The 22564-nt window shown below is 45.6% G+C and carries 19 protein-coding genes and 1 tRNA gene; 12 read left to right on the forward strand and 8 right to left on the reverse strand.

Features of this window, described 5'->3' with window-relative positions; translation table 11 throughout:
- Nucleotides 1-235: 235 nt before the first annotated feature.
- From BFP72_RS19375 to BFP72_RS04755, 3 genes are all read right to left on the reverse strand, one after another.
- Nucleotides 236-1987, reverse strand: coding sequence for a serine hydrolase (locus tag BFP72_RS19375; protein WP_099600686.1), 1752 nt, complete (start codon nt 1985-1987; stop codon nt 236-238).
- A 221-nt stretch (nt 1988-2208) separates the two neighbouring features.
- Nucleotides 2209-4992 (reverse strand): leucine--tRNA ligase, encoded by a 2784-nt coding sequence (leuS, locus tag BFP72_RS04750; protein WP_099598049.1) that lies wholly within the window; start codon nt 4990-4992, stop codon nt 2209-2211.
- A 184-nt stretch (nt 4993-5176) separates the two neighbouring features.
- Nucleotides 5177-5250, reverse strand: a tRNA-Met gene (locus tag BFP72_RS04755).
- A gap of 113 nt (nt 5251-5363) precedes the next feature.
- On the opposite strand from BFP72_RS04755, the gene BFP72_RS04760 reads away from it, so the two are divergent.
- Together BFP72_RS04760 and BFP72_RS04765 are read left to right on the forward strand one after the other, a co-directional pair.
- On the forward strand, nt 5364-5747 hold the full coding sequence (locus BFP72_RS04760; protein ID WP_099598050.1) for an START-like domain-containing protein: 384 nt from the start codon (nt 5364-5366) through the stop codon (nt 5745-5747).
- Nucleotides 5748-6054: 307 nt separating this feature from the next.
- Entirely contained in the window at nt 6055-6612 is a 558-nt protein-coding gene (locus BFP72_RS04765) for a DUF255 domain-containing protein (protein ID WP_221406475.1), read from the forward strand.
- A 6-nt stretch (nt 6613-6618) separates the two neighbouring features.
- Here the strand turns inward: BFP72_RS04765 and BFP72_RS04770 are convergent, their stop codons facing one another.
- Both BFP72_RS04770 and murC read right to left on the reverse strand, forming a co-directional pair.
- The gene (locus tag BFP72_RS04770) at nt 6619-7425 is read right to left on the reverse strand and encodes a 3'-5' exonuclease (protein WP_099598052.1); all 807 of its coding nucleotides are present in this window, start codon (nt 7423-7425) and stop codon (nt 6619-6621) included.
- Nucleotides 7426-7445: 20 nt separating this feature from the next.
- Nucleotides 7446-8810, reverse strand: coding sequence for a UDP-N-acetylmuramate--L-alanine ligase (murC, locus tag BFP72_RS04775; protein ID WP_099598053.1), 1365 nt, complete (start codon nt 8808-8810; stop codon nt 7446-7448).
- A gap of 222 nt (nt 8811-9032) precedes the next feature.
- Here murC and dnaB point away from each other — a divergent pair, with 222 nt between their 5' ends.
- Complete coding sequence (dnaB, locus tag BFP72_RS04780; protein ID WP_099598054.1) at nt 9033-10610, forward strand: replicative DNA helicase; 1578 nt, start codon at nt 9033-9035, stop codon at nt 10608-10610.
- Nucleotides 10611-10677: 67 nt separating this feature from the next.
- Here the strand turns inward: dnaB and BFP72_RS04785 are convergent, their stop codons facing one another.
- Nucleotides 10678-11850, reverse strand: coding sequence for an OmpA family protein (locus tag BFP72_RS04785; RefSeq protein ID WP_099598055.1), 1173 nt, complete (start codon nt 11848-11850; stop codon nt 10678-10680).
- Between the two features lie 113 nt (nt 11851-11963).
- Between BFP72_RS04785 and BFP72_RS04790 the strand changes: the two genes are divergently transcribed.
- The 3 genes from BFP72_RS04790 (at nt 11964) to guaA (ending at nt 15188) form a co-directional block, all read left to right on the forward strand.
- Entirely contained in the window at nt 11964-12740 is a 777-nt protein-coding gene (locus BFP72_RS04790) for a hypothetical protein (protein WP_143519940.1), read from the forward strand.
- Entirely contained in the window at nt 12703-13401 is a 699-nt protein-coding gene (locus BFP72_RS04795; protein WP_143519941.1) for a DUF6048 family protein, read from the forward strand. The genes BFP72_RS04790 and BFP72_RS04795 overlap by 38 nt, the downstream gene beginning before the upstream one ends.
- A 257-nt stretch (nt 13402-13658) precedes the next feature.
- Nucleotides 13659-15188 (forward strand): glutamine-hydrolyzing GMP synthase, encoded by a 1530-nt coding sequence (gene guaA, locus BFP72_RS04800; RefSeq protein WP_099598058.1) that lies wholly within the window; start codon nt 13659-13661, stop codon nt 15186-15188.
- A gap of 3 nt (nt 15189-15191) precedes the next feature.
- Here guaA and BFP72_RS04805 read toward each other — a convergent pair whose 3' ends face one another.
- A complete protein-coding gene (locus BFP72_RS04805; protein ID WP_099598059.1) occupies nt 15192-15560 on the reverse strand; it encodes an Hpt domain-containing protein in 369 nt (122 codons plus the stop codon).
- Nucleotides 15561-15867: 307 nt separating this feature from the next.
- Between BFP72_RS04805 and BFP72_RS04810 the strand changes: the two genes are divergently transcribed.
- The 4 genes from BFP72_RS04810 (at nt 15868) to BFP72_RS04825 (ending at nt 20719) form a co-directional block, all read left to right on the forward strand.
- Nucleotides 15868-16350 carry a dCMP deaminase family protein gene (locus BFP72_RS04810; protein WP_099600687.1) on the forward strand — a complete coding sequence of 161 codons (483 nt, stop codon included), beginning with the start codon at nt 15868-15870 and terminating at the stop codon, nt 16348-16350.
- 208 nt (nt 16351-16558) lie between these two features.
- The gene (locus tag BFP72_RS04815) at nt 16559-18994 is read left to right on the forward strand and encodes a YfhO family protein (RefSeq protein WP_158233287.1); all 2436 of its coding nucleotides are present in this window, start codon (nt 16559-16561) and stop codon (nt 18992-18994) included.
- Nucleotides 18995-18996: 2 nt separating this feature from the next.
- The gene (locus BFP72_RS04820) at nt 18997-20193 is read left to right on the forward strand and encodes a glycosyltransferase family 4 protein (RefSeq protein ID WP_099598061.1); all 1197 of its coding nucleotides are present in this window, start codon (nt 18997-18999) and stop codon (nt 20191-20193) included.
- The gene (locus tag BFP72_RS04825) at nt 20183-20719 is read left to right on the forward strand and encodes a methyltransferase domain-containing protein (RefSeq protein ID WP_099598062.1); all 537 of its coding nucleotides are present in this window, start codon (nt 20183-20185) and stop codon (nt 20717-20719) included. Before BFP72_RS04820 ends, BFP72_RS04825 begins: the two co-directional genes overlap by 11 nt.
- 2 nt (nt 20720-20721) lie before the next feature.
- Here BFP72_RS04825 and BFP72_RS04830 read toward each other — a convergent pair whose 3' ends face one another.
- Nucleotides 20722-21342 (reverse strand): SRPBCC family protein, encoded by a 621-nt coding sequence (locus BFP72_RS04830; RefSeq protein WP_099598063.1) that lies wholly within the window; start codon nt 21340-21342, stop codon nt 20722-20724.
- Nucleotides 21343-21430: 88 nt separating this feature from the next.
- Here BFP72_RS04830 and BFP72_RS04835 point away from each other — a divergent pair, with 88 nt between their 5' ends.
- Nucleotides 21431-21835: an RDD family protein gene (locus BFP72_RS04835; RefSeq protein WP_099598064.1), complete on the forward strand. Its 405-nt coding sequence runs from the start codon at nt 21431-21433 to the stop codon at nt 21833-21835.
- Between the two features lie 114 nt (nt 21836-21949).
- A complete protein-coding gene (locus BFP72_RS04840) occupies nt 21950-22522 on the forward strand; it encodes a TIGR00645 family protein (protein WP_099598065.1) in 573 nt (190 codons plus the stop codon).
- Nucleotides 22523-22564 lie beyond the last annotated feature (42 nt).

The raw sequence follows: 22564 nt of genomic DNA on the forward strand, positions 1-22564 counted from the left end.
GTTATCAATGCGTCGTTTGTTGATGAGCAAGGGTGAGTTCTAGGCAAAGCTGGTACAGCACACCAGCGTACGCATCAGTGTTGCGTACAGATGGGTTCGAATGTTTACAAACAGAGGATTGAATGGGTTTAGATTCAGCATGGTGTTGTTTTTGAAGTTTTTGACTTTATGTCTCTAGGTGTAGTTTTATCAGTCTTTTATTACCGATCCCTAAGGAAAATCAAAACGCTGTGTTTTAGTGCGAGTACGGGATGTAGTTTTCCCACTCCCACGGAGTATAGGTGTCTGCCATGGTGTAGGCCAGCAGTTCTTTGAAGATACTCTCCCCATTGTCTGAGTTGGTTAGGATGAGGACACCCTTGCCCGACTCGGGAAACAAGATCGAGTAGTGTTGAAACCCATTGCCATGCCCTTCTTTGAACAGGCCTATGCCGTAGGGTGTCTCTAGGTATCCCCATCCCAGCCCATAGCTCAGGTTGATGTCGTCGTATTTGTCGGTAGATGTTGCTGTGCCTTCACCAAACTGAGTCAAAGAGCGAATCCTGATCTGTGGACGAAAGATCTCCTCGTAGGATGAGGGATGGATGATTTTTTGATTCAACACGGCGGTTAAAAATTTGACATAGTCCTCTGCGGTCGTTTCCAAGGTGCTGCCGCCTCTGGGTTCATTGTCTTTGTCCTTGGGGTAGGTTTTGCCATTGGTTTGGTGGCCATAGGCAAAGTCTTTGTCAAAGCGTGGTTTCCATTCGTAAGAGGATTTATTCATACCCAGTGGCTGGAATATGATCTCTTGTGCGAGCTGCTCCAGCCCTTTGCCGGTCAACTTCTCCAGTACCACTTGGAGGTATATGAAGCCTTCTCCACTGTAGCTGTATGTGGTACCTGGTGTACCATGGGTTTTCAATTTATGGTCAGATTCCATACCTCTAGAGTTGGCAAAGCTCGTGGTATGTGTCAGGCACATGCGTGCAGTGATCAGGTGGTAGAGACTGTCATCCTTTAGATCCGAGAAATCGTCGTGCCACCGTGTTTGCGGGGTGTATTCGTGCAGTTTTTTGGGTAGATAGGACTCTAGAGGTGTGTCTAGATCAATGATGGAGTCCTCTATCATTTTCATCACCAGCACGCTAAATACGGCCTTACTCAACGAAGCGCCATACATGTTGGTCGAGTCGGTCAAGGCTAATTTTTGAGGGGCGTCTTTGTATCCAGAGAGGTGTTGATACACGGGTTGTTTGCTGTTGAATATGGCGACAGCCATTCCCTGCACTTGGGCATCCTCGGTGAGTTGGTTGATTTTCATCGTGATAGAGTCTTTGGCTACTGTACTGCCATCGAGGCGTTCTATTGTCGCATGGTCAGGGGCACACTGAACAAAAGATAGCGCCACTAGAAGTAAGGCAATACTATCCGCAGTATGTCTTTTCTTGATTTTCAAGAAGGGGAGGGAGAACGGGTAGTAGCACTTGTCCGCACGTAGGACATAGATGATGTTGCATATCACTATACCTACGCAAATAGGGACGGTCAAGATGAAGAGGAAGAATCCCCATTTTTCGATGGTGACGAGGCTGACAAAGGAGAGAACGGCGAGTATTGCGGCGGTAATCTGAAAGTTGATCACCTTGATGCCGTGGGTGTTGTAGATGGGGTTGTCTTCTCGCTTGTGGATCCATAGAAACAGCGGTATCAATATATTGAACAGCGGCATGAAGATGCCTAAGAGAGGAGTGGCATGGATCAGTAGGAGCCATTTTTTCTTGACCGTTTCTACTTTGGGATCATCGATGGGGAGCAAGTCGCCTACTTCTACTTCGAGGGCTACTGCCAGCAACTTGATGGTATTGAGGTGGGGGTTGACCTCAGCGTTTTCTATTCGTTGGATGGTGCGGACAGTGACACTCGTTTTGTTGGAGAGCTCTTCTTGGGAAAACCCTTTGATTTTTCTCTGGTATCTGAGTCGATCAGCTAGTGATTGATTGCTCATGATTTTGAATTTTGATGATGAAGCAAGTTTAGCCTTTGCCTTCTGCCTTTTTGCCGACATTTAGATGTCATGTCTCTGTCATTGGCCTAAAAATCAATGGTTTTCAACGAATTACGAAAGGAATGCTGAGGTTTTTGACTCTTGGTATGGAAGAGTAGATAAAAAAAGGGAGAGCCATTTGTGAGCGGCTCTCCCTTTTCGGTTATGTTTTTTCCGTGTCTCTACAGCACGATGTTGATGATTCGCTTAGGGACGATGATCACCTTCTTGGGTGCTTTGCCCTCGGTCCATTTGACTACTGTCTCATCGGCCAAGACAGACTTCTCTATCTCACCTTTGTCCATATCTACTGGGTAGCTGATTTTCGTTCTCACCTTGCCATTGATGGATACTGGGTATTCGTGGTTATTCTCTACCAGTAGACTTTCGTCGAAAGCAGGGAATGCCACTTGACTGATGCCTTCGCTATGTCCGAGTTTCTCCCAGAGTTCCTCACTGATGTGCGGAGCGAAAGGCGACAGAATAACGGTCAAGTTCTCCAGGATTTCACGTTTGTTGCACTTGAGAGCGGTCAAGTCATTGACGGCTATCATGAGCGTACTTACCGACGTGTTGAGGGAGAGGTTGTTGATGTCTTCCTCGATTTTCTTGATTGCCTTGTGTAGGATTTTGAGTTCCTCAGGCGTGGCTTTGTCGTCCGATACGTTCCATTCGTTTTGCTCGTCATGGAAGAGTCTCCATGCCTTGCGTAGGAACTTCGATACGCCATCGATTCCGTGCGTGTTCCATGGTTTGAACTGCTCCAGCGGCCCGAGGAACATCTCGTACATACGAAGTGTGTCCGCACCGTACTTCTCGATGATATCGTCTGGATTCACGACGTTGTACTTGGACTTGGACATCTTTTCTACCTCATAGCCGCAGACATACTTGCCGTCCTCGAGTATGAATTCGGCATCCGCCAAATCAGGTCTCCATGCTTTGAAGGCATCCGTATCCAATACGTCATTGTCTACGAGGCTTACATTCACGTGCATCGGTGTACAATCGTACTCACTTTGCTTGTTGAGGGAGACGAATTGGTTCGTGCCTTTTACGCGATAGACGAAGTTGGATCGCCCTTGGATCATGCCTTGGTTGACGAGTTTTTTGAAGGGCTCTTCTTCCTGTACGAATCCCATGTCAAACAAGAACTTGTTCCAGAATCGAGAGTACAGCAAGTGCCCCGTAGCGTGCTCGGTACCACCGATGTAGAGGTCTACATCCTTCCAGTATTTTTGTACGTCATTGTCTACGAATGCATCACTGTTGTTGGCATCCATGTAGCGGTACCAGTACCAACTTGATCCCGCCCAGCCCGGCATGGTGCTGAGTTCTAGCGGATAGGCTGTGTTTTCTCCTTTCGGTGTATAGGTATAGTTTTCTGCTCTAGCGAGTGGTGGATCACCGTCCTCAGTAGGCAGGTATTTGTCGATTTCGGGCAGTACGATCGGTAGATCTTCTGTGGCTACAGGGTAGGGGATGCCGTCCTTGAAGTACACGGGTACAGGCTCGCCCCAGTATCTTTGTCTTGCGAAGATGGCGTTACGGATGCGGTAGTTGATCTTGCCTGATCCGATGCCTTTTTCTTCGAGAAAGGCAGTGGCTTTATCGGTTGCTTCTTGGAAGGTCAGTCCCTTGAGTATGCCTTCGTTGATGATTTTGCCTTCTTTGGTTGCGTCAGCTTCTTTGCTCACATCCATGCCTTCGTAGACAGGTAGGATAGGGAGGTCAAAATGCTTCGCAAAGTCATAATCTCTTTGGTCACCGCCTGGTACGGCCATTACAGCACCTGTGCCATAGCCTGCCAGTACATAGTCTGCGATCCATACGGGGATTTTCTCTCCGCTGAATGGATTGATCGCATACGCTCCCGTAAATGCGCCCGACACTTTCTTGACATTGGTCATGCGGTCACGCTCGGAGATGTTTTTGGCGACTTCTACATAGGCTTCTACCTCTGCTCTTTGTTCGTCGGTTGTGATTTTTTTGATAAGATCCAGTTCTGGTGCGAGTACCAAAAAACTGACTCCATAGACCGTATCGATACGTGTCGTGAATACCGTGATCTTGTCATCATGGCCTTCGATATCCATGGTCATCTCAGCACCTTGTGATTTCCCAATCCAGTTGCGCTGCATTTCTTTGAGTGGCTCAGACCAGTCGAGTTGATCTAGGCCGTCGAGTAGTCTCTCAGCGTAGGCAGTGATGCGCATGCTCCACTGCTTCATGAGTTTCTTGACGACTGGGTGTCCGCCGCGTTCTGAGAAGCCGTCTTTCACCTCGTCGTTGGACAGTACGGTACCGAGCTCTGCACACCAGTTGACCGAAGTTTCGGATAGGTAGGTGAGGCGATATTTGAGTAGGGTTTCTTGTTGTTCTTTTTCAGAATAGCCTTTCCACTCTGCCGCAGTGAATGACACGGTGTCCTCGTCGCAGGCTGCTTGGACAGACTTGTTGCCTTCTGACGCAAAGATCGCTACGAGATCGTCTATCGGCCGAGCTTTTTGTTGGCTTTGGTCGTACCATGCATTGAATAGCTGGATGAAAATCCACTGTGTCCATTTGTAGTAATCTGCGTCACATGTACGTACTTCTTTGCTCCAATCGAAAGAAAAGCCAATGTTCTTGAGTTGCTCTTTGTAGCGCGCGATGTTTTCTTCGGTAGTGATGGCAGGGTGCTGTCCGGTTTGGATGGCATACTGCTCCGCAGGCAATCCAAAGGCATCGAATCCCATGGGGTGCAGTACGTTGAAGCCTTTGTTGCGCTTGTATCTAGAGATGATGTCCGAAGCGATATAGCCTAATGGATGACCGACGTGTAGTCCAGCTCCAGAAGGGTAAGGAAACATATCGAGTGCATAGAACTTCGGTTTGGAGGTGTCGACGTGGGCTTCAAATGTTTTTTGGTCTTGCCAATACTTCTGCCATTTGTTTTCTATCTCGGAGTGATTGTAGTCTGCCATGATATGAGGATTTCTGGATTTGATCTTTGCCCTACAAATCTATTTTTTTTGAGAAATATCACCGTGTGTTATCGGATAATATTCGGTAGAATTTGATGATTTGGGCTTGCTAATTAAAAGCTTGAAAAGTCTTTCTAAAAAAACAAAAACCCTTATATTACAAGAATACAAGGGTTGAAATTTGTAGCGAAGACGGGAGTTGAACCCGTGACCTCAGGGTTATGAATCCTGCGCTCTAACCAACTGAGCTACCTCGCCATTGATTTTGGAGGTGCAAAGTTATTATTATTGTTGATTTAACAATGGCTGATTAGAAAAAAAATGGATTAGCTTACGGGAAAAATTAACAGTGTCTTTATATCGATCTGATTATGAGTAAATTCAAGTACATAGGAGAGTATGAAATAAAAGCATCGAAAAAAATGCTTTACCCTTATTTGTCTACTGCGAGTGGATTGTCTCAGTGGTTTGCTGATGATGTCAATATCGACGAAGATAAGGTGTTTACTTTCGTGTGGGATTGGGATGAGAGCCGTGCCAAGATCGTGTCGCATAGGACGCACAGTCAGGTGAAGTTTGAATTTATCTCAGAGGATGAAGATCCGAATTATCTAGAATTCAAATTGGAAATGAATGAGATTACTCAGGAAGTGTTTATTCGAGTGACAGACTACTCTGAGATGGATGATGAACAAGAACTAGCCGATCTATGGGGTAGTCTGATGAGTAACCTCAAAGAGCTAGTTGGCGGCTGATTTCTACGGAGGTCTAGGCGTGTTCTAGACGGACGACTATTCCGTCACAGGCTCCACATTTTCCCGCAAAGAGACCTGGTTTGCCCAACTCCTCGTGGCACTGAGTGCACCAAGTTCTTCCACACCCTTTACATTTCAAAACAGCCCGCTTTTGGCATTTGTTGCAGTTTTCCATGGTTGAATTTTTCATTAAAGTACAGTTTTGGGAGGAATTTCCAAAATCAAGTTGGATGAAACTTTTGTCAACGTTTGGGTGTATGTGATGTATTGTTAGAATTCGCTAGTTTTGTAAAGAAGCATTAATGTTATGATGAATAGGGTAAAAATAAGTGCGGTGTTGACCATCCTGTGTGCATTGGGATTGGCTATTTCTTCTTTTGTGTCTCCTGAGATGGAGCAGCAGGGGGAGGAAGTGAAGTGGTATACATTTGAGGAAGCTGTAGCTTTGAACAAAAAGAAACCAAAGAAGATTTTTATCGATGTGTATACGGATTGGTGCGGATGGTGCAAAAAGATGGATAAGGCTACTTTTAATCACCCTGTCATTGCTAAATACCTCAACGATAAATATTATCCTGTCAAACTGAACGCAGAGCAACGTGAAAGCATAGAGTTCAATGACCATACATTCAAATGGGTAGACAGTGGACGCAACGGTATTCATGAGTTGGCCTACTCTCTGCTCAACGGGAAGATGAGCTACCCTACAGTAGTGTTCATGGACGAGGAGTTCAGAATGCTTTTACCAGTGCCAGGTTATTTAGAGGCAGGGGTGTTTGACGAAATCATCCATTATTATGGGGAGGACAAGTACAAGGATACTCCTTGGAAGGAGTATCAGGAAAGTTACGAGTCGGACTTGTAATCGAAGTTACCGAGCGTTGAAGCCTCTCAATTTGATTTGAGTCAACTTGCGTTTGGTGTCTAGAGGGAAATCACCCTTCATCATCCAATCATAATATCCCGACTCTGCTTTGAGTATGTCTTCTACGGGTTTGTTTTTGTGTTTGCCAAAGTTGAATACTTCTACACCTTGGTCATTGAATACGAATCGCCCAGCTAAGTCTACCATTTTGGAAGCTGAGATGTTGTGCAAGCTGTCTACACTATTCTCGATTTTTCCGATTTTGTTGCCCAAAGCATCAACGGCTTCTTGGCCTTGATACCTTTCGACTTGTGCTTTGATGACAGCAGCGGTAGCAAGTGTATCTGCTTCTGCTCCATGGGCCCCTTCTAGGTCTTGGTCACAGTAGAATTTGTATGCAGCAGTCAAGGTGCGTTTCTCCATCATGTGGAATATCTTCTGTGCATCTACCATTTTGCGGTGACTTGTGTCAAACTCTATATCCGCACGTAGAAACTCTTCGACCAGTAGAGGGATGTCAAACTTCATGCAGTTGAATCCACCCAGGTCTGCTCCATCTAGAAATGCTGAAAGCTCTTTAGCAACGGATTTGAAAGTAGGTTCGTCTTTGACATCCTTGTCGTAGATGCCGTGAATCAAGCTGGATTCCAAGGGGATAGGAATCTCGGGGTTGATTCTCATTGTTTTGACAATTTGCTCGTTGGTTGGGAGTAGTTTGACAATAGAAATCTCGACTATTCGGTCGTGTGAAGTACTGGTGCCAGTCGTTTCCAGATCGAATATGGCCAAGGGGTTTTTTAGTTTCAGTTCCATGTGCTGTGTTTGGGAGGGGGTTAGTCTATGATTTGATTCGCCAATTGGTTCATGTCCAAGCCACCGAAGTTGCCTGAGCTCATCATGAGTAGGTCAGCGTTTGTCCAGTTTTTGCTAGTGAGGTGTTGTTGCAATGCAGCCTTGTCCGTGAATACAAGGAGGTTGTCCCTACCAAAGAAGCTTTGAAGTTCGTGTTCGGTCAAGGTCATGTCGTTGTTTTTCGAAGCAAGAGTGCTTGGGTTGTAATAGACGATAGCTTCGTCAGCTTTAGCCATTTTGTTTTCGTAGTGCGGGAGAAAATCCTTGTTGAGACTACTGAAGGTGTGTAGCTCGAAACATGCCGTTAGCTTTCTATTTGGGTGAAGTTCTTTCACGGCATGGATGGTTGCTTTGAGTTTGGACGGTGCGTGTGCAAAATCGGAGTACAATGCCGTGCTGTCGTTTGCTTTGACCAGATTGTTTCTTTTTTCTGCTCCCTCGTACGAAGGGATCGCCTCGTAGAACTGTTCGTCGGTGATGCCAATTAGATCCAGTACTTTGCGAGCTCCTTCTAGGTTTTGCATGTTGTGCTTTCCAAACACCTTGAGAGGGATGTTCCCATGGAGGAGGAATTGCCCATCCTTGACAGTATACTTGGGGGCTTTGTAGGGGATGGCTTTGACGTCATCTCTTTCTTTGCTGCCGATGAGGACAGCCATGCGGTCGTCTTCGCAGTAGATCAATGACCCTGCTTTAGGGGAGCTGTCTGCTAGTTTTTCGAATTGCTCAACATAACTTTCCATGGTTGGAAAGACATTGATATGGTCCCACTCTGTGCCACTGATCAGTGCGATGTGATGGTCGTACTTGAGGAATTTCGGTGAGGGGTCGATAGGCGAACTGAGGTACTCGTCCCCTTCGATGACAATCACAGGAGCATCAGAGAGCTGGATGGTGTTGTCGAGTCCCTTGATTTTTGCGCCAAGCAAATAATCACAGGGTTTGTTCCAGTACTGCAGCACATGGACAATCATGCTCGTGATCGTCGTTTTGCCATGGCTGCCCGCGATGACAATGCGCTGTTTGTTTTCACTTTGAGAACGAATGAACTCCGGGTAGGACAAGATTTTCAACCCTAAGTTTTGTGCTTTTATTAGTTCCGGATTGTCTGCTTTGGCATGCATACCTACAATGACTGCATCGAGATCTTCTGTGATGTTGGACTCGTCCCATCCTTCGGACCCTGGCAGGAGCTTGTTCGATTTGAGGGCACTGAGTGACGGGTCATAGATTTTGTCGTCAGACCCTGTGATCTTCAACCCTTTGTTTTGGAGAGCAATAGCTAGACTGCTCATGACTGCTCCGCCTATCGCGATGATGTGTACGTTTTGGAAGTTCTCGTTCATGTTTTCTCTTCTGTGTTGTCCAAAATTAAGACAAATACTTAGGTGCGCAAATTAATCTTTTCGATTGGCAATGTCGCAGCGCAAGTCGAGAAAATGACAGAAGTGAAAGGGCCTGCCAAGGTGGATAAAATGTTATTAATCTTTATTGTAAAGGGCGACTATCTGCTCTGCCTATTATGTAGGTTTGCCTTTTGAAACTTAGAGTCAATAAAGTCAGCGTATATGAATGTGAAGGGATCAGACACAGCGACAGATAGAGGAGGCAACAGAGGCCGTGCGGGCAACCGCAAGCAGCCAGGTATCCAGGAGCTGTCCGTCCAGTTGGGTAAAGTACCACCGCAGGCTACTGATCTAGAGGAGGTGGTTTTGGGGGCTTTGATGCTCGAAAAGGATGCTTTGACGACTGTCGTTGATATCTTGAAGCCCGAGAGCTTTTACAAGGAAGCACATACCAAAATTTACGAAGCGATCGTACAGCTCTTCAATAAATCTGAGCCTGTAGATCTGATGACTGTGACTTCTCAGTTGAGGAAAAATGGTACGCTGGAAGTGGCTGGTGGAGCGTATTATTTGGCGGATCTCACCACCAAAGTCAACTCTGCAGCGAATATCGAATACCATGCACGTATCATCACGGAGCAATCCATCAAGCGTGAATTGATTCGTATCTCGTCTCAGATTCAGACGGATGCTTTTGAGGATACACAGGATGTGTTTGAACTGCTGGACAAGACTGAGCAGTCGTTGTTTGAGATTTCGGAGTCTCACATCAAAAAGAACTATGCAGGAATGCAGCAACTCATGCATGAGGCGATTTTAGAGATCGAAGCACGCAAGGATCAGAAGGACGGACTGACAGGTGTGCCGACAGGGATGTCCGATCTCGACCGTGTCACGGCAGGTTGGCAACCCTCTGATTTGGTGATTATCGCAGCTCGTCCAGGTATGGGAAAGACCGCTTTTGTAGTGTCCTGTATGCGAAACGCTGCGGTGGATTTCGGGGAAGCAGTCGCGATATTCTCATTGGAGATGTCGGCTATTCAGCTCGTCAATCGTTTGATCTCTGCAGAGGCAGAACTCGAAAGTGATAAAATCAAAAAGGGTAATCTGGCAGATCATGAGTGGGAACAACTCGTGCATAAAACAGCCAAATTGACGGAAGCACCGATATTTATCGATGATACACCTGGTCTCAGTATTCTAGAACTTCGTGCCAAATGCCGTCGTCTCAAGGCGCAGCATGATATCAAACTGGTAGTCATTGACTATCTCCAGCTTATGTCGGGAGATACCTCCAAAAGTGGAGGCGGAGGAGGAAACCGTGAGCAGGAGATTGCTTCGATTTCTAGAGCCCTCAAAGGGATTGCCAAAGAACTCAACGTACCCGTTCTTGCGTTGTCCCAGCTCAGTAGAGCGGTAGAGACGCGTGGAGGAGACAAACGTCCGATGCTGTCGGATTTGAGGGAGTCGGGATCGATAGAGCAGGATGCGGATATGGTGATGTTTCTCTATCGCCCAGAGTACTATGATATCACTGAGGACGAAGATGGCTTGCCTACGGCAGGTACGGGAGAGGTGATCATTGCCAAACATAGGAATGGATCACTTGAAAATGTGAAACTCAAATTTATCGGTCGATTTACCAAGTTTGCCAATCTCGATGGAGGATTGATGGGAGGTGACTATGGAGGAGGGTTTCCATCGGATGGGGCTGCCAGTTTCGATAGTTCACCGAGTACGATGACTTTCCAGTCCAAGGCCAATGACGAGCCGAATAGCAATGATCCTGCTCCTTTTTAATGAATGTCAGTAATGAGTCTAAGGGCTTTCTCGTTTACTATCGGTCACTGCTTTGTGGTCTCATTCATTAGTTTTCTAAAATCAAAAATTCAACGCGACGATTGAGCGCACGGTTTTGTGGAGTGCTGTTGGGGACGATGGGTCGGCTACTGCCGTAGCCTTTGTACGCTAGTCTAAACTCGCTGATGCCCTGTGAAACCAAATAGTCCACGACAGCTTTGGCTCGTTCGGTAGATAGTTTTTCGTTGACTTCTCGAGAACCGACATTGTCTGTATGTCCTTCGATTTGTATTTTTATCCTTGGGTGATTGTCCAGGTATTCTTTGAGACGTTGTAGTTCAAGAAGCGAACTGCGCAACAACTTGGTTTTTTCAAACTCAAAATAGATATTTTGTAAAGCAAAGGTATTGCCGATTTCGGCGGGACCGAAGTATTCTTCGTCTAGAGGCGCTTGCGCGACGGGGTCTGGGAAGATGGATTCGTTCGGGTCAAGTGGGATGACTTTCACGTCATCGATGAAGTAGTAAGCGATCATTGGCTGGAGGTGCTTGGGTAGGTTTTTGTCACGACCAGTGATGAATTTTCTTTTGGTTTTCTTGACACGGAGTGAGGAGTCAGGTACGAAAGTCCCGATAGTGAGTGCGAGCTCGTCTCCTTTGGCAGTAAATTCGCCAGATATCTTGGTCCATCCGTTGTTGTTTTTGAGGTCGTGTTTGGGGTTGCTGTTGATTTGCGGTTTGTAGTAGCCTAGATCCATGGCTTTCCAATCGATATTGGGCATGTCTTTGGTGAAGTGCATTCCGATACTGTTGATCGAAAATTCGCAGGCATCTGCGAGGTTGACCCAGAACTCTCCATAGTACTTGTGCCCTGCGACGAGAGGTTTGGTGAGTTGGACCATGACGAACTCCCTGTGATTGGCGGGGACTTTCCATCCTCTACCAGAGCGCGAAGTGAGGTAGCAGATCATGCCGATATAGGATTCTCCACTATGAGCTTGCTGCTCTCCAAATAGGTTTTTTGGGACCCCCATGAAGCCATCTGCCGCACAGCCATGGAAGAAGTCAGGTGAGGGGTCAGCCGTTCCAAAAGGGAACCAAGACTTGACGTACTCGAGTTGATTCATGGTGAAGGGACAATCCCAAATCTCTTCGAAACTCGGGTTGATGACCATGTTTTGGCTCCACCCTATGTCGGGGAGCGTGCAAGCGAAAACCAATATCCAAACCTTTCTGACCATTGCCGCAAGATAATTGGAATTCTCGATTTATAACGTCCATCTAAGGTCCCTGTAAAAATGAAAGATAATTTGAGATGGGCGACAAAGAAGTGATTCACGAAAAGTGAATATGTATGTCTAATGAATTAAGTTTGCTGCTGATGAATAAAAGGCAATTCTTTAAGCAACACCTCTTTGCTGGAGTCATTCTATCCTTGATATGTGTGTCCTTGTGGGCATGTGATGAGGAGGACGATTCGGTAGTATATGATACTGGGATTGATGTAGTGTTTTACAACATGGACAGTTTGAGTAAGGTTATTGTGGTGACAGATTCTCTTTCGGATTCCCTCAAAGTCCTCGATGATACGGTGACCTACTTTGCGGATTCTGCGAGTGCAGTGGAAGACAGTTTGGTAGTGGTACGGCTGTTGATTCAGCAGGGAGATACTACTTTGGACTCTCTTCTTATAGAATTGGTCGATGAATTGGTCTCCATCAATCAAGATTATCGCTATTTCTTTGGGATAGATTCTGTGCTCTACATAGACTACCAAGAATGGCTAGCTGTAGAAACCAAAATCGAGAATGGTAATGTACAAGTACTTTCCATTACCAATAACCTCAACAATCAGGTCGTCTATTATGACGACAGTGCCACGGTGTGGCGTATTCCTCTAGATATGAATAGTGACTTGTCCGATCTCACGATAGAGATAGGTGACAAATACTACGATCTCAAAATTGGCTACCAAAGATCCATCGTGACCAATGAGTACGGCGATGTATTGGTGAGTAGCTATGGATTTGATGAGCAGAACATTGAATCTACTTCGTTTGATAGCCTCCAGTTAAATTGTAAAACATCAGATTGTGTTGATATTGAATCATCGATATACATTTATTTTTAGTCTCCTCGTAGTACTGGGCATGGCTGTCAATCCGGTTTGTGCGCAAGTTGGGGATTTGCCAGATACGGTTGAGGTAGACAAAGTTCCCGTCTTATCGGAGGTGTCGGTGATGGTTGACTATGGCAAGTTGATCGCAGGGTTGGTGTTGGATACTGAGACAAAGTATGAAGTAGGTGCCCAAGTTGTATTTTACAACAAGTTGGTGCTAGTTGGGGAATACGGGATAGCCACTTTGAACCCGAGGGGTGCCTATGTCAATGCGGATTATCAATCGGAGGGGAGTTACTATCGTGTAGGTTTAGGTTATAAAATTGACATGAATCAGAAGAATAACTTTTATCTAGGGATAAGGTACGGCCATTCGACGTATTCGGATCAGGGAAATGTACGGATAGTAAGTGAGTCTGGGATATATGATACTTTTCTTTATCCATTCGAAAGGGAGGATATCCACGCGCAATGGTTCGAAGCAGTGTTGAGTTCGGAACGAAGAATTTGGAAAGGTCTCTACGCGGGGTTCAATCTGCGTCTGCGCGTGATGATTGACTATGACAACCAAGCCCCATTGGATGTTTTTTCGATACCAGGGTACGGTCGCACGTTTGATCATACAGTCCCTGCCGCCAATCTTTATATCAAGTACTCCTTCGAGAGGTTCTAACAGTTACTATCCAATTACACAGTTTGGTGATTTAGTGTTTTTGTGCTCGACAATGTTGAGACTTTTTGATTGCACCAGTTATGTACTTGCAGCCAACATGAGGGTAGTCATTTGGGAATGCTTCTTGGTAGTATGGAAGTGTTTTTTAGTTGTCGATCTAGATCTCAAAATGGTAGTCAAATAGAAAAAGGTCATCCTATTGGGAAATCTATTTTGGAAAACAGTTGTCCGAATGGCGGGTGGTGTTAATTTTGCGCATGGCAGAAAAGATCATCATTCTCGATTTTGGTTCTCAATACACACAGTTGATCGCAAGACGCGTCAGAGAACTCAATATTTATTGTGAAATACACCCCTTTAGTAAAATTCCCGAACTTGACGAAAGTGTCAAAGGACTGATTCTATCGGGCAGTCCTTGTTCGGTGCGACAAGACGAAAACCCAGACATCGATCTCGATGCTTTGGTGGGCAAGTTGCCGATTTTGGGTGTGTGCTACGGCGCACAGCTGATTGCATACAAGTCTGGCGGAGAGATATTGCCCTCAGAGATCCGAGAGTATGGTCGTGCCAATTTGGCCAAGGTGGATTCTCATAATGAACTCCTCAAAGAAGTCAACATAGGTTCGCAAGTGTGGATGTCTCATGGAGATACGATCCTTGATTTGCCTGCTGGATATGAGGTTATCGCGAGCACAGATTCAGTCAATGTAGCAGCGTTTCATAGTACTGAGCACCCCGTGTGGGGGATTCAGTTTCATCCTGAGGTGACTCATTCGGAGGACGGTAAGAAGCTTCTCCGAAATTTTGTGGTACATATCTGTCAGTGCAGCCAAGACTGGACGCCAGACGTGTTTGTAGAGTCTACAGTAGAAGCACTCAAGGCACAGCTAGGAGAGGATCAAGTCGTGCTTGGGTTGTCAGGAGGTGTGGATTCGTCGGTAGCGGCGATGTTGATTCACAAGGCCATTGGCAAAAATCTACATTGTATTTTCGTAGACAATGGATTGCTTCGCAAGAATGAATTTGAGGATGTCCTAGAGTCATACAAGGGCATGGGGCTCAATGTCAAAGGAGTGGATGCTTCTAAGGAATTTTATGCAGCCTTGGCTGGATTGACAGATCCAGAGGACAAACGCAAGGCTATCGGTCGTGTGTTTATCGAGGTGTTTGACAAAGAAGCGCATGAGATACAAAATGTGAAATGGCTGGGGCAAGGAACGATCTATCCAGATGTGATCGAGTCGGTATCTGTCAATGGCCCGTCAGTGACGATCAAGTCTCATCACAATGTAGGAGGCTTGCCAGAAAAAATGAAAATGAAGGTTGTTGAGCCTCTCAATACTTTGTTTAAAGACGAAGTGAGAAGGGTCGGTAGAACCTTGGAAATAGATGAAAGCATATTGGGGAGACACCCTTTCCCAGGTCCAGGTTTGGGGATTAGAATCCTAGGTGATGTGACTGCCGAAAAGGTGCAAATATTGCAAGAGGTAGACTCTCATTTTATCAATGGACTCAAAGAAGCAGGCTTGTACGATGATGTATGGCAGGCAGGTGCAATGCTGCTGCCAATCCAGTCTGTAGGAGTGATGGGAGATGAACGTACCTACGAACGTGTAGTGGCATTGAGAGCTGTGGCCAGTGTGGATGGTATGACAGCCGATTGGTGTCACTTGCCGTATGAGTTTTTGGCCAAGGTATCCAATGATATCATCAACCGTGTCAAGGGGGTCAACAGAGTGGTGTACGACATTAGTTCTAAGCCACCCGCAACGATCGAGTGGGAGTAGAGCTTAGTAAGAGTCGGACGCTAAGTCCTTCTTGATTTCAGAAATTAATAGGTCGCAGAATTCTTTGAGTTCTGCGATTTCTTTTTCTATGGTTTCGAGATTTTTTTGTCCTTTGGCATTGCCTTCGAGGGTCTTGATATGAGCTGTCAAGGATTCAATGTTGAGTAGCAATAAAGAGGGCTTCAGCTTGTGAACCTGACGACCTACTTCTGTCCAGTTTTCCTTCGTGCTGGCTTCAATGATGTCACCCAAATTTCCTGGAGTGTTTTTGACTATAGTCGCCAACATGTCTTTGATAAAATCACGGTCATGGTCGCTGATTTCGTAGAGATACGAATAGTCGATAGGGAGAGGGATGTTGATGTTACTCATCGGTTTGTAGGAAGATTAAAGTTTTCGATTGTGCTGCAAATTAATACTTTATTCTCATTATAAAAATGCTAATTGCATCGACTTGTGTGGGTTTTTGGCACATAGATAAAATTTATATTTATGTTTTATCTATCTATTATTCAGTTGTTTGATATGTAAGTATTAAAGTTATTGAATAATGTAAGATGAGAGGGTAGGTATGATGGGAGATGTTACGCTGTGCTTTGAAAGACACTCGTGATTTAGGGTTTGCTGTTGTACATTTGTGAGAGATGCATAATTTTAGCAATGATCAAATAGGATGGATATGAGCAAGCCTGCTTTCGAAGATATATTTATGGAATTGGCGGTGAACCTAGCCAAACGATCGCACTGTATCAAACGACACGTGGGAGCAGTGTTGGTCAAGGATACTCGGATTATTTCGATAGGCTATAATGGACCTCCGTCTGGTACACATAACTGTGATGAGGAGTTTGCAGAGCAGGGCTGTGCAAGGGACTCCAAGGGGAGCTGTTCACTTGCCATACACGCTGAGCAAAATGCAATTTTGTATGCTGTGAAAAACAATGCCTCTGTTGAGGGGTCTACACTCTATGTGACGTTGTCCCCATGCCTCTCTTGCGCCCGAATCATCTATTCGATGGGTATCTCCGAAGTGATTTATCTCAAGTCCTATGCAGAGTACAAAGGGTTGGATATCGACGAGGGAGTCGATTTTCTCGAGACTTTTGGTGTGAAGTGCTCCAAGTACCAGGGAGAGATAGATCATGCCACGACTATGATTTGAACCTGCCGGATTTAGATTATATGCTAGGGCAGGACTTGCCGGTGTGCCTTACCAAATGCCTCATGTCTTGACAAAGGGGCAGGAAGCCACTTGTTCTATCCCTGTGCAAGGCAGATAATTGGATTCTGAGAAATGATTCCTATTCAATTTGTATAATATTACGACTTGAAAATTTTCAATTCCTGTTTGCCCAATGAAGAATTTTGATATGAAAAAGGATTTGTTTCCTCACCTCATTGCCGTACTGTTGTTTTTGATCGTTACGGTAGTTTTTTATTCTCCAATTTTTTTCGAAAACAAGGTGCTTCCTCAGCATGACATCATGCAATGGAAGGGCAGTGCACAAGAACTCAAAGCGTATCGCGAAGCGACTGGTGAAGAAGGCTTGTGGACCAATTCGATGTTTGGAGGGATGCCAGGATACCTCGTCAATATGGAGTTTTCGGGCGAACTGACAAAGGATGTCCAGCAATTGATTTCCTTTTATTTGCCACATCCTACAGGGCTGATTTTGATAGCCTTCTTGTCGTGTTATGTCATGCTGATGGTATTCGGAGTACGTTCTTGGGTGGCGATTGCTGGGGCTTTAGCTTTTGGCTTGACTTCCTTTAGTATCATCTCTATTGGTGCAGGGCACAATTCCAAAGTAGCGGCTGTTGCTTACATGCCACTGATTTTGGCTGGGGTACATGCTGCATTTAGCAATCGACGATTTTTGGGCTTTGCATTGACTGCTTTGGGTTTGGCGTTGCAGTTGCGGGTCAATCACTTGCAGATCACTTACTATGTGATGTTGATGGTACTCGTGTACGGCTTGTTTGTATTGATTCGAAGTGTGAAAGAGAAGACACTGCCTCACTTTCTAAAGACGGTAGGTTTTTTGCTGGTTGCAGTGGTCATTGCGGTAGGTGCCAACCTAGGGAGACTATGGACCATCTTGGAGTATAGTCCGTATTCGATGCGTGGCAAGTCTGAGCTTACCGTACAAGGAGAGGCTCCAAAGAGTGGCTTGGACAAGGATTATGCTTTTCAGTATAGCAACGGTATTTTCGAGCCTCTCGTTCTTTTTATTCCCAATTTCTTCGGTGGTTCGTCGCAGCAGGATTTGGGCAAAAATTCCAACCTAGAGCAGGCACTCAAAAAGCAAGGAGCCAACAGGCAACAAATCAAAGAACAAGTGGAGCGTGCTCCCGCATACTGGGGAGACCAGCCATTGACCGCACCTTACTATGCAGGTGCAATTGTGGTATTCCTCTTTGTATTGAGTTTGCTCGTACTTGATCAAAAGTATACCCGTTGGGTGATGGTCGTGGTAGTGCTATCGATTTTGATGAGTTGGGGCAAGAACTTCGAGACCTTCAATTACTTGATCTTTGATTATCTGCCCGGGTACAACAAATTTAGATCCGTGACCTTTGCCATCATCATGGCTATACTGGCTATGATCTTGTCTGGATTCATGGGCTTGGAAAAAATGCTTGGGAGCACGTGGGACAAAACTTTGCAAAAGCGATTTTTGATGGCAACAGCCATTGTAGGTGGTTTTGCACTTTTGGCAGCACTGGCAGCCGGTATGGGGGCTTACCGTGGAGCGATTGATGTGCGTTTGGCATCTTACCCTGCGTGGTTTATAGAAGCTTTGCGTGAAGATAGAGCGTCTTTGCTACGAGTGGATGCTTTTCGGAGTTTATTCTTCGTTGCAGCAGCAGCGGCGGTCATTTGGTTTCATCACAAGCAGAAACTATCGAAGACTTTGGCCTACGGGCTAATGATTGCCTTGGTACTGGTAGATATGTTTGGAGTGGCCAAGCGCTATCTCAATGGTGACAGCTTTGTCCGTGATACAGCTTCTGCAGAATTTGCTCAAACGGAAGCAGACGAGCGTATCTTGCGCGATGAGGATTTAGACTATCGGGTGCTTAACCTGATGAACCCTTTCAACGATGCAAAAACATCTTACTATCACAAATCTGTTGGAGGCTATCACGGTGCGAAAATGCAAAGGTATCAAGATCTAATTGAGGCGAATATCTCTCCAGAAGTGTCTATGGTGATTGGTGGATTGCAGGAGGGGAAGGTCAATTTTGAGAAGGCCAACGTGTTGAATATGCTCAATACGAAATACTTCAAAGCGGGTGAACGAGCAGCTGCTGTGATTCCTAATCCTGCAGCAAATGGAAATGCTTGGTTTGTCAGAGATATCTTGGAGGTCAAGAGTCCAGACGATGAACTCATGGCTTTGGTAGGAATGAATACCAAGGAAGAGGCAGTGGTCGATGTGTCGAAGTTTGATTTGGCTGTGGCAGGATATGATTCAACGGCTCAGGTAGCACTGAAGTCCTATGCCCCCAACCGATTGGTGTATGAATCCAACTCCGATCAAGCTGGGTTGGCAGTGTTTTCGGAGATTTATTATCCGAAAGGGTGGACGGCAACTGTCGATGGCCAAGAGATTGATATCCTACGGGCTAACTATGTACTACGTGCTCTGGAGCTACCGGCAGGGCGTCATGAAGTAGTTTTTACATTTGCGCCGCAGGCCTACTATGTGGGCAATACGATGACTTGGATTTTCAACGTCATATTGCTATTGAGTTGTGTGGTGTATGTGGTAGTAAGTTTTAGAGGGAGTAAAGAAGCCTAAGTATGCGGATAGGAATGATCTTGGACGGGGTGTTTCCTCCTGACCCAAGGGTCGAAAACGAGGCGGTGACGCTGATCGAAGCGGGCTTTGAAGTCTATCTTTTTTGCCTGGACTATACAGGCGATCTTGCCGAAAGCGAAGTGATCCAAGGGATAGAGGTGCGACGCAGGTACTGCAAGCCGCTCGTCTACAAATTGTCGGCATGGGCTTATACGTTCCCGTTTTATCATCGGGTGACCAAGCGCTGGATTCAGGAGTTTATCACGGACAATGCTTTGGATGCCATTCACGTGCATGACTTGCAGATTGCAAGGGCCGTGTTTGAATTGAAGGTTCTAGTACCTATCGTACTGGACCTGCACGAGAACAGACCGGAGATCATGAAATTTTATGGACACTTGCAGAAGTTTCCAGGTAAGCAAACGATTTTTCCATCAAGATGGGAGAAGTTCGAGAGCAAATACATTCGTCAGTCGACACGGACTGTGGTGGTCACAGAGGAGGCAAAGCAATACTACGTAGACAAATTGGGAGTGGATGCAGACAAAATCATCGTCGTACCCAATACGGTGCGAGCGGCGTTTCGTGAGGAGATGAACAATGACCGTTCGATCATCAAGCGTTTACAAGATCAGTTTGTGATTCTTTATGTCGGTGATACCGGGTTGCGCAGAGGCTTGTTGACGGCCATAGACGCCATGCCTGAATTATCGGCTAGCATCCCTAAAGTTAGACTTGTCATCGTAGGCAAAAACAAAACAGATGATGTGCTCAAATCTCGTGTGAAAGCACTTGGGATGGAGAATTTTGTAGATTTTGAGGGATGGAAGGATTTTACTTTGTTTCAATCCTATATCACGGTCAGTGACATATGTATCAGTCCTCTGCATCGCAATATTCACCATGATACAACCTACGCCAACAAGATTTTTCAATACATGGCTTTCGCCAAACCACTGGTGGTGAGTGACTGCCTTTCGCAAGAGGCGGTGGTCGAAAAAGCCCAAAGTGGATTGGTTCATGAAGCGGAGAATGTAGCGGAGTACACCCGTTGTATTTTGGAACTGGAAGCCCATGCGAAACGTCGCGCCGAACTAGGAGCAAACGGGAAGCGGTTTGTCTCCGAAGTGTACAACTGGGAGACAACCTCTCAGGGATTAATCAATTACTACAAGCAATTAGAAGAAGATGTCATTTGACCCTAAGTATAGCAAAACACACCAGGTAAGATTTGAGCGAACACTCCGTTTTTTGGAGCGCAATGTACAAGCTCCTGCCAAAGTATTGGATTTGGGACCGAGCAACCCTTTTGGTCAAATCATGACTCAGGCGGGTTTTGAAGTCACCAATACAAAGCTAGGCGTGGATTTGGATTTGGAGTACGAGATCGTCAAAGAGGAACAGTACGAGGTAGTGACGGCTTTTGAGATATTTGAACACATGGTGGCACCTTTCAATTTGCTGCGTGAAATCAAAGCAGATAAGCTCGTCGCATCGATACCTCTCAAACTGTGGTTTGCCAATGCCTACTGGAATGAAAAGGATCCTTGGGATCGACATTACCATGAGTTTGAACCTCGACAGTTTGATATGCTTCTAGAAAAGGCAGGTTGGAAAATCGTGGATGCAGAGAAGTGGACATCTCCTGCATATAAAATCGGTGTGAGGCCGCTGTTGCGACGCATCACACCGAGGTATTATATTGTATCTTGTGTAAGGATATAGTTTTACATGACTTGTGTAGTGTCACTGCTGGTTTGAGTCGAATCATTCTCCATACTCTCTAGATCTGATTTGATGGGAGGAGAGGGCTGAGACTCTAAGACGTTTTTGAGACGAGCAAGCCCTTCTTCGTAGGTAGGGCCGAGCATGCTGTCCATGAACAACCCCATGCATCTGTAGAATGGGTTGATACCAAAGTCTCCTTGAAAGCCCCATTTGACGCTGCTGACTCCTGAGGATTCGGTGATGAGGTACGTGGCATAGTTGGGTTCGTCGAATCCTGCGAAGTACATTTGGATTTTGATGAATTCGGGACGTACAGCCTCTATGATCTCTTGACTGCCCGAACCTACGTCTGGATGCTCACTCTCCCAAGAGACTTTGGAGCCGATACCTGTAGTGGGCCCTTCGGCAGTGTAGGTCGTACCCTCTGGGTCAATTTGGTACCAAGGAGACCATTGATCCAGTTTGCTCAGATCATTGAGGTAGTCGAATACTTGATTTGCTGGAGCATCGATGGTGGTTTCACGATAGACTTCTACTTCTCTGGGGAGTATCCATCCGACGACTGCTACTACGATGAGTACGAGTACAATTACTCGAATAATAATTTTTAGAATCTTCATAAGTCTAGTTTTTGTTTGGATGAATTTAGAAAATTAGACCATAGCATTCAATAGATTTGAGACCTATTACGATCTATACTTAGACTCTATGAATATCTACGAAGGAGCGGCGAGCTTTTCCAAGCGCTTATTTGCGTACAACATCGATATCACGGTGATGATGCTGCTGATGTTGCCTTTTTTACTTTGGGTAGAGAGTGATCGCTTGTTTTATGGAGCTGCTGTTGCGATTGTGTGCTTGTACCATGCGCTCATGGAGAGTTCGTCATGGCAGGGGACGTTGGGAAAGCATTACAGCCATATGGTTGTGACAGATTCGGCTGGTCAGCCGATTGGGTTTGGACGGGCATTGCTCAGGATTCTGTGTAAATTTCTTTCTCTAGGACTGTTGTTTGGTGGGTTTATGATGATTTATTTCCGAGAGGATCGGAGAGGCTTGCATGATCTACTCGCAGGTACGGTGGTGAGGCCAAGGGGAATTCCTGATGCTTAGAAGAGGGTTTTGCATAAATCGGGTGAAAATTGAAGGGGACTGTCGTCTAAAAAGAAAAATTAGTCTTAATTTTAGCACTACATTGAAAAATAGAAAATAAGCAACTTAAACACTATGGCAGGAAAGATTAAAGCTTTTGGGTGGTTCGAAAATGTATTTGAAGGGATCATATTTTGGAGTAGATGGGTGCAAGCACCTCTATACGGTGGTTTGATCGTAGGAGCTGTCCTATATTTGTTTACGTTCTTTACTGAATTGGCACATTTGTACCATCAAGTGCTAGGCGGAGAAAAAGAAACGAAAGTAATGCTCAGCGTATTGAGTTTGGTGGATATATCGATGGTGATGAACTTGGTCATCATGGTGTCTATTGGAGGGTATTCTATTTTTACCTCTAAAATCGATGTAGAGATGCACGAAGATAAACCTCTCTGGCTGGAAGGTCTTGATGCAGGGATGCTGAAGATTAAATTGGCGACCTCATTGGCTTCTATTTCTGGGGTTCAGTTGTTGAAGAAATTTGTAGATTATAGAGATATTGCTGCAGTCGAAGGGACAGATGGTATCTATGTAGAGATTGTGATTCACATGGTGTTTATCGTTTCGGCACTGTTGTTGTCGTTTACTGAAAAAACCATTCACTCGTATGCACATGCTGCACCGGGAGAATCACCAGAAGGCCATTGATCTAATAAAGGAAACGTAAAGACATGAGGCGCCTATCTTGGC

Origin of the sequence: Reichenbachiella sp. 5M10 (genome assembly GCF_002742335.1) — a bacterium.
GTDB lineage: Bacteria > Bacteroidota > Bacteroidia > Cytophagales > Cyclobacteriaceae > Reichenbachiella.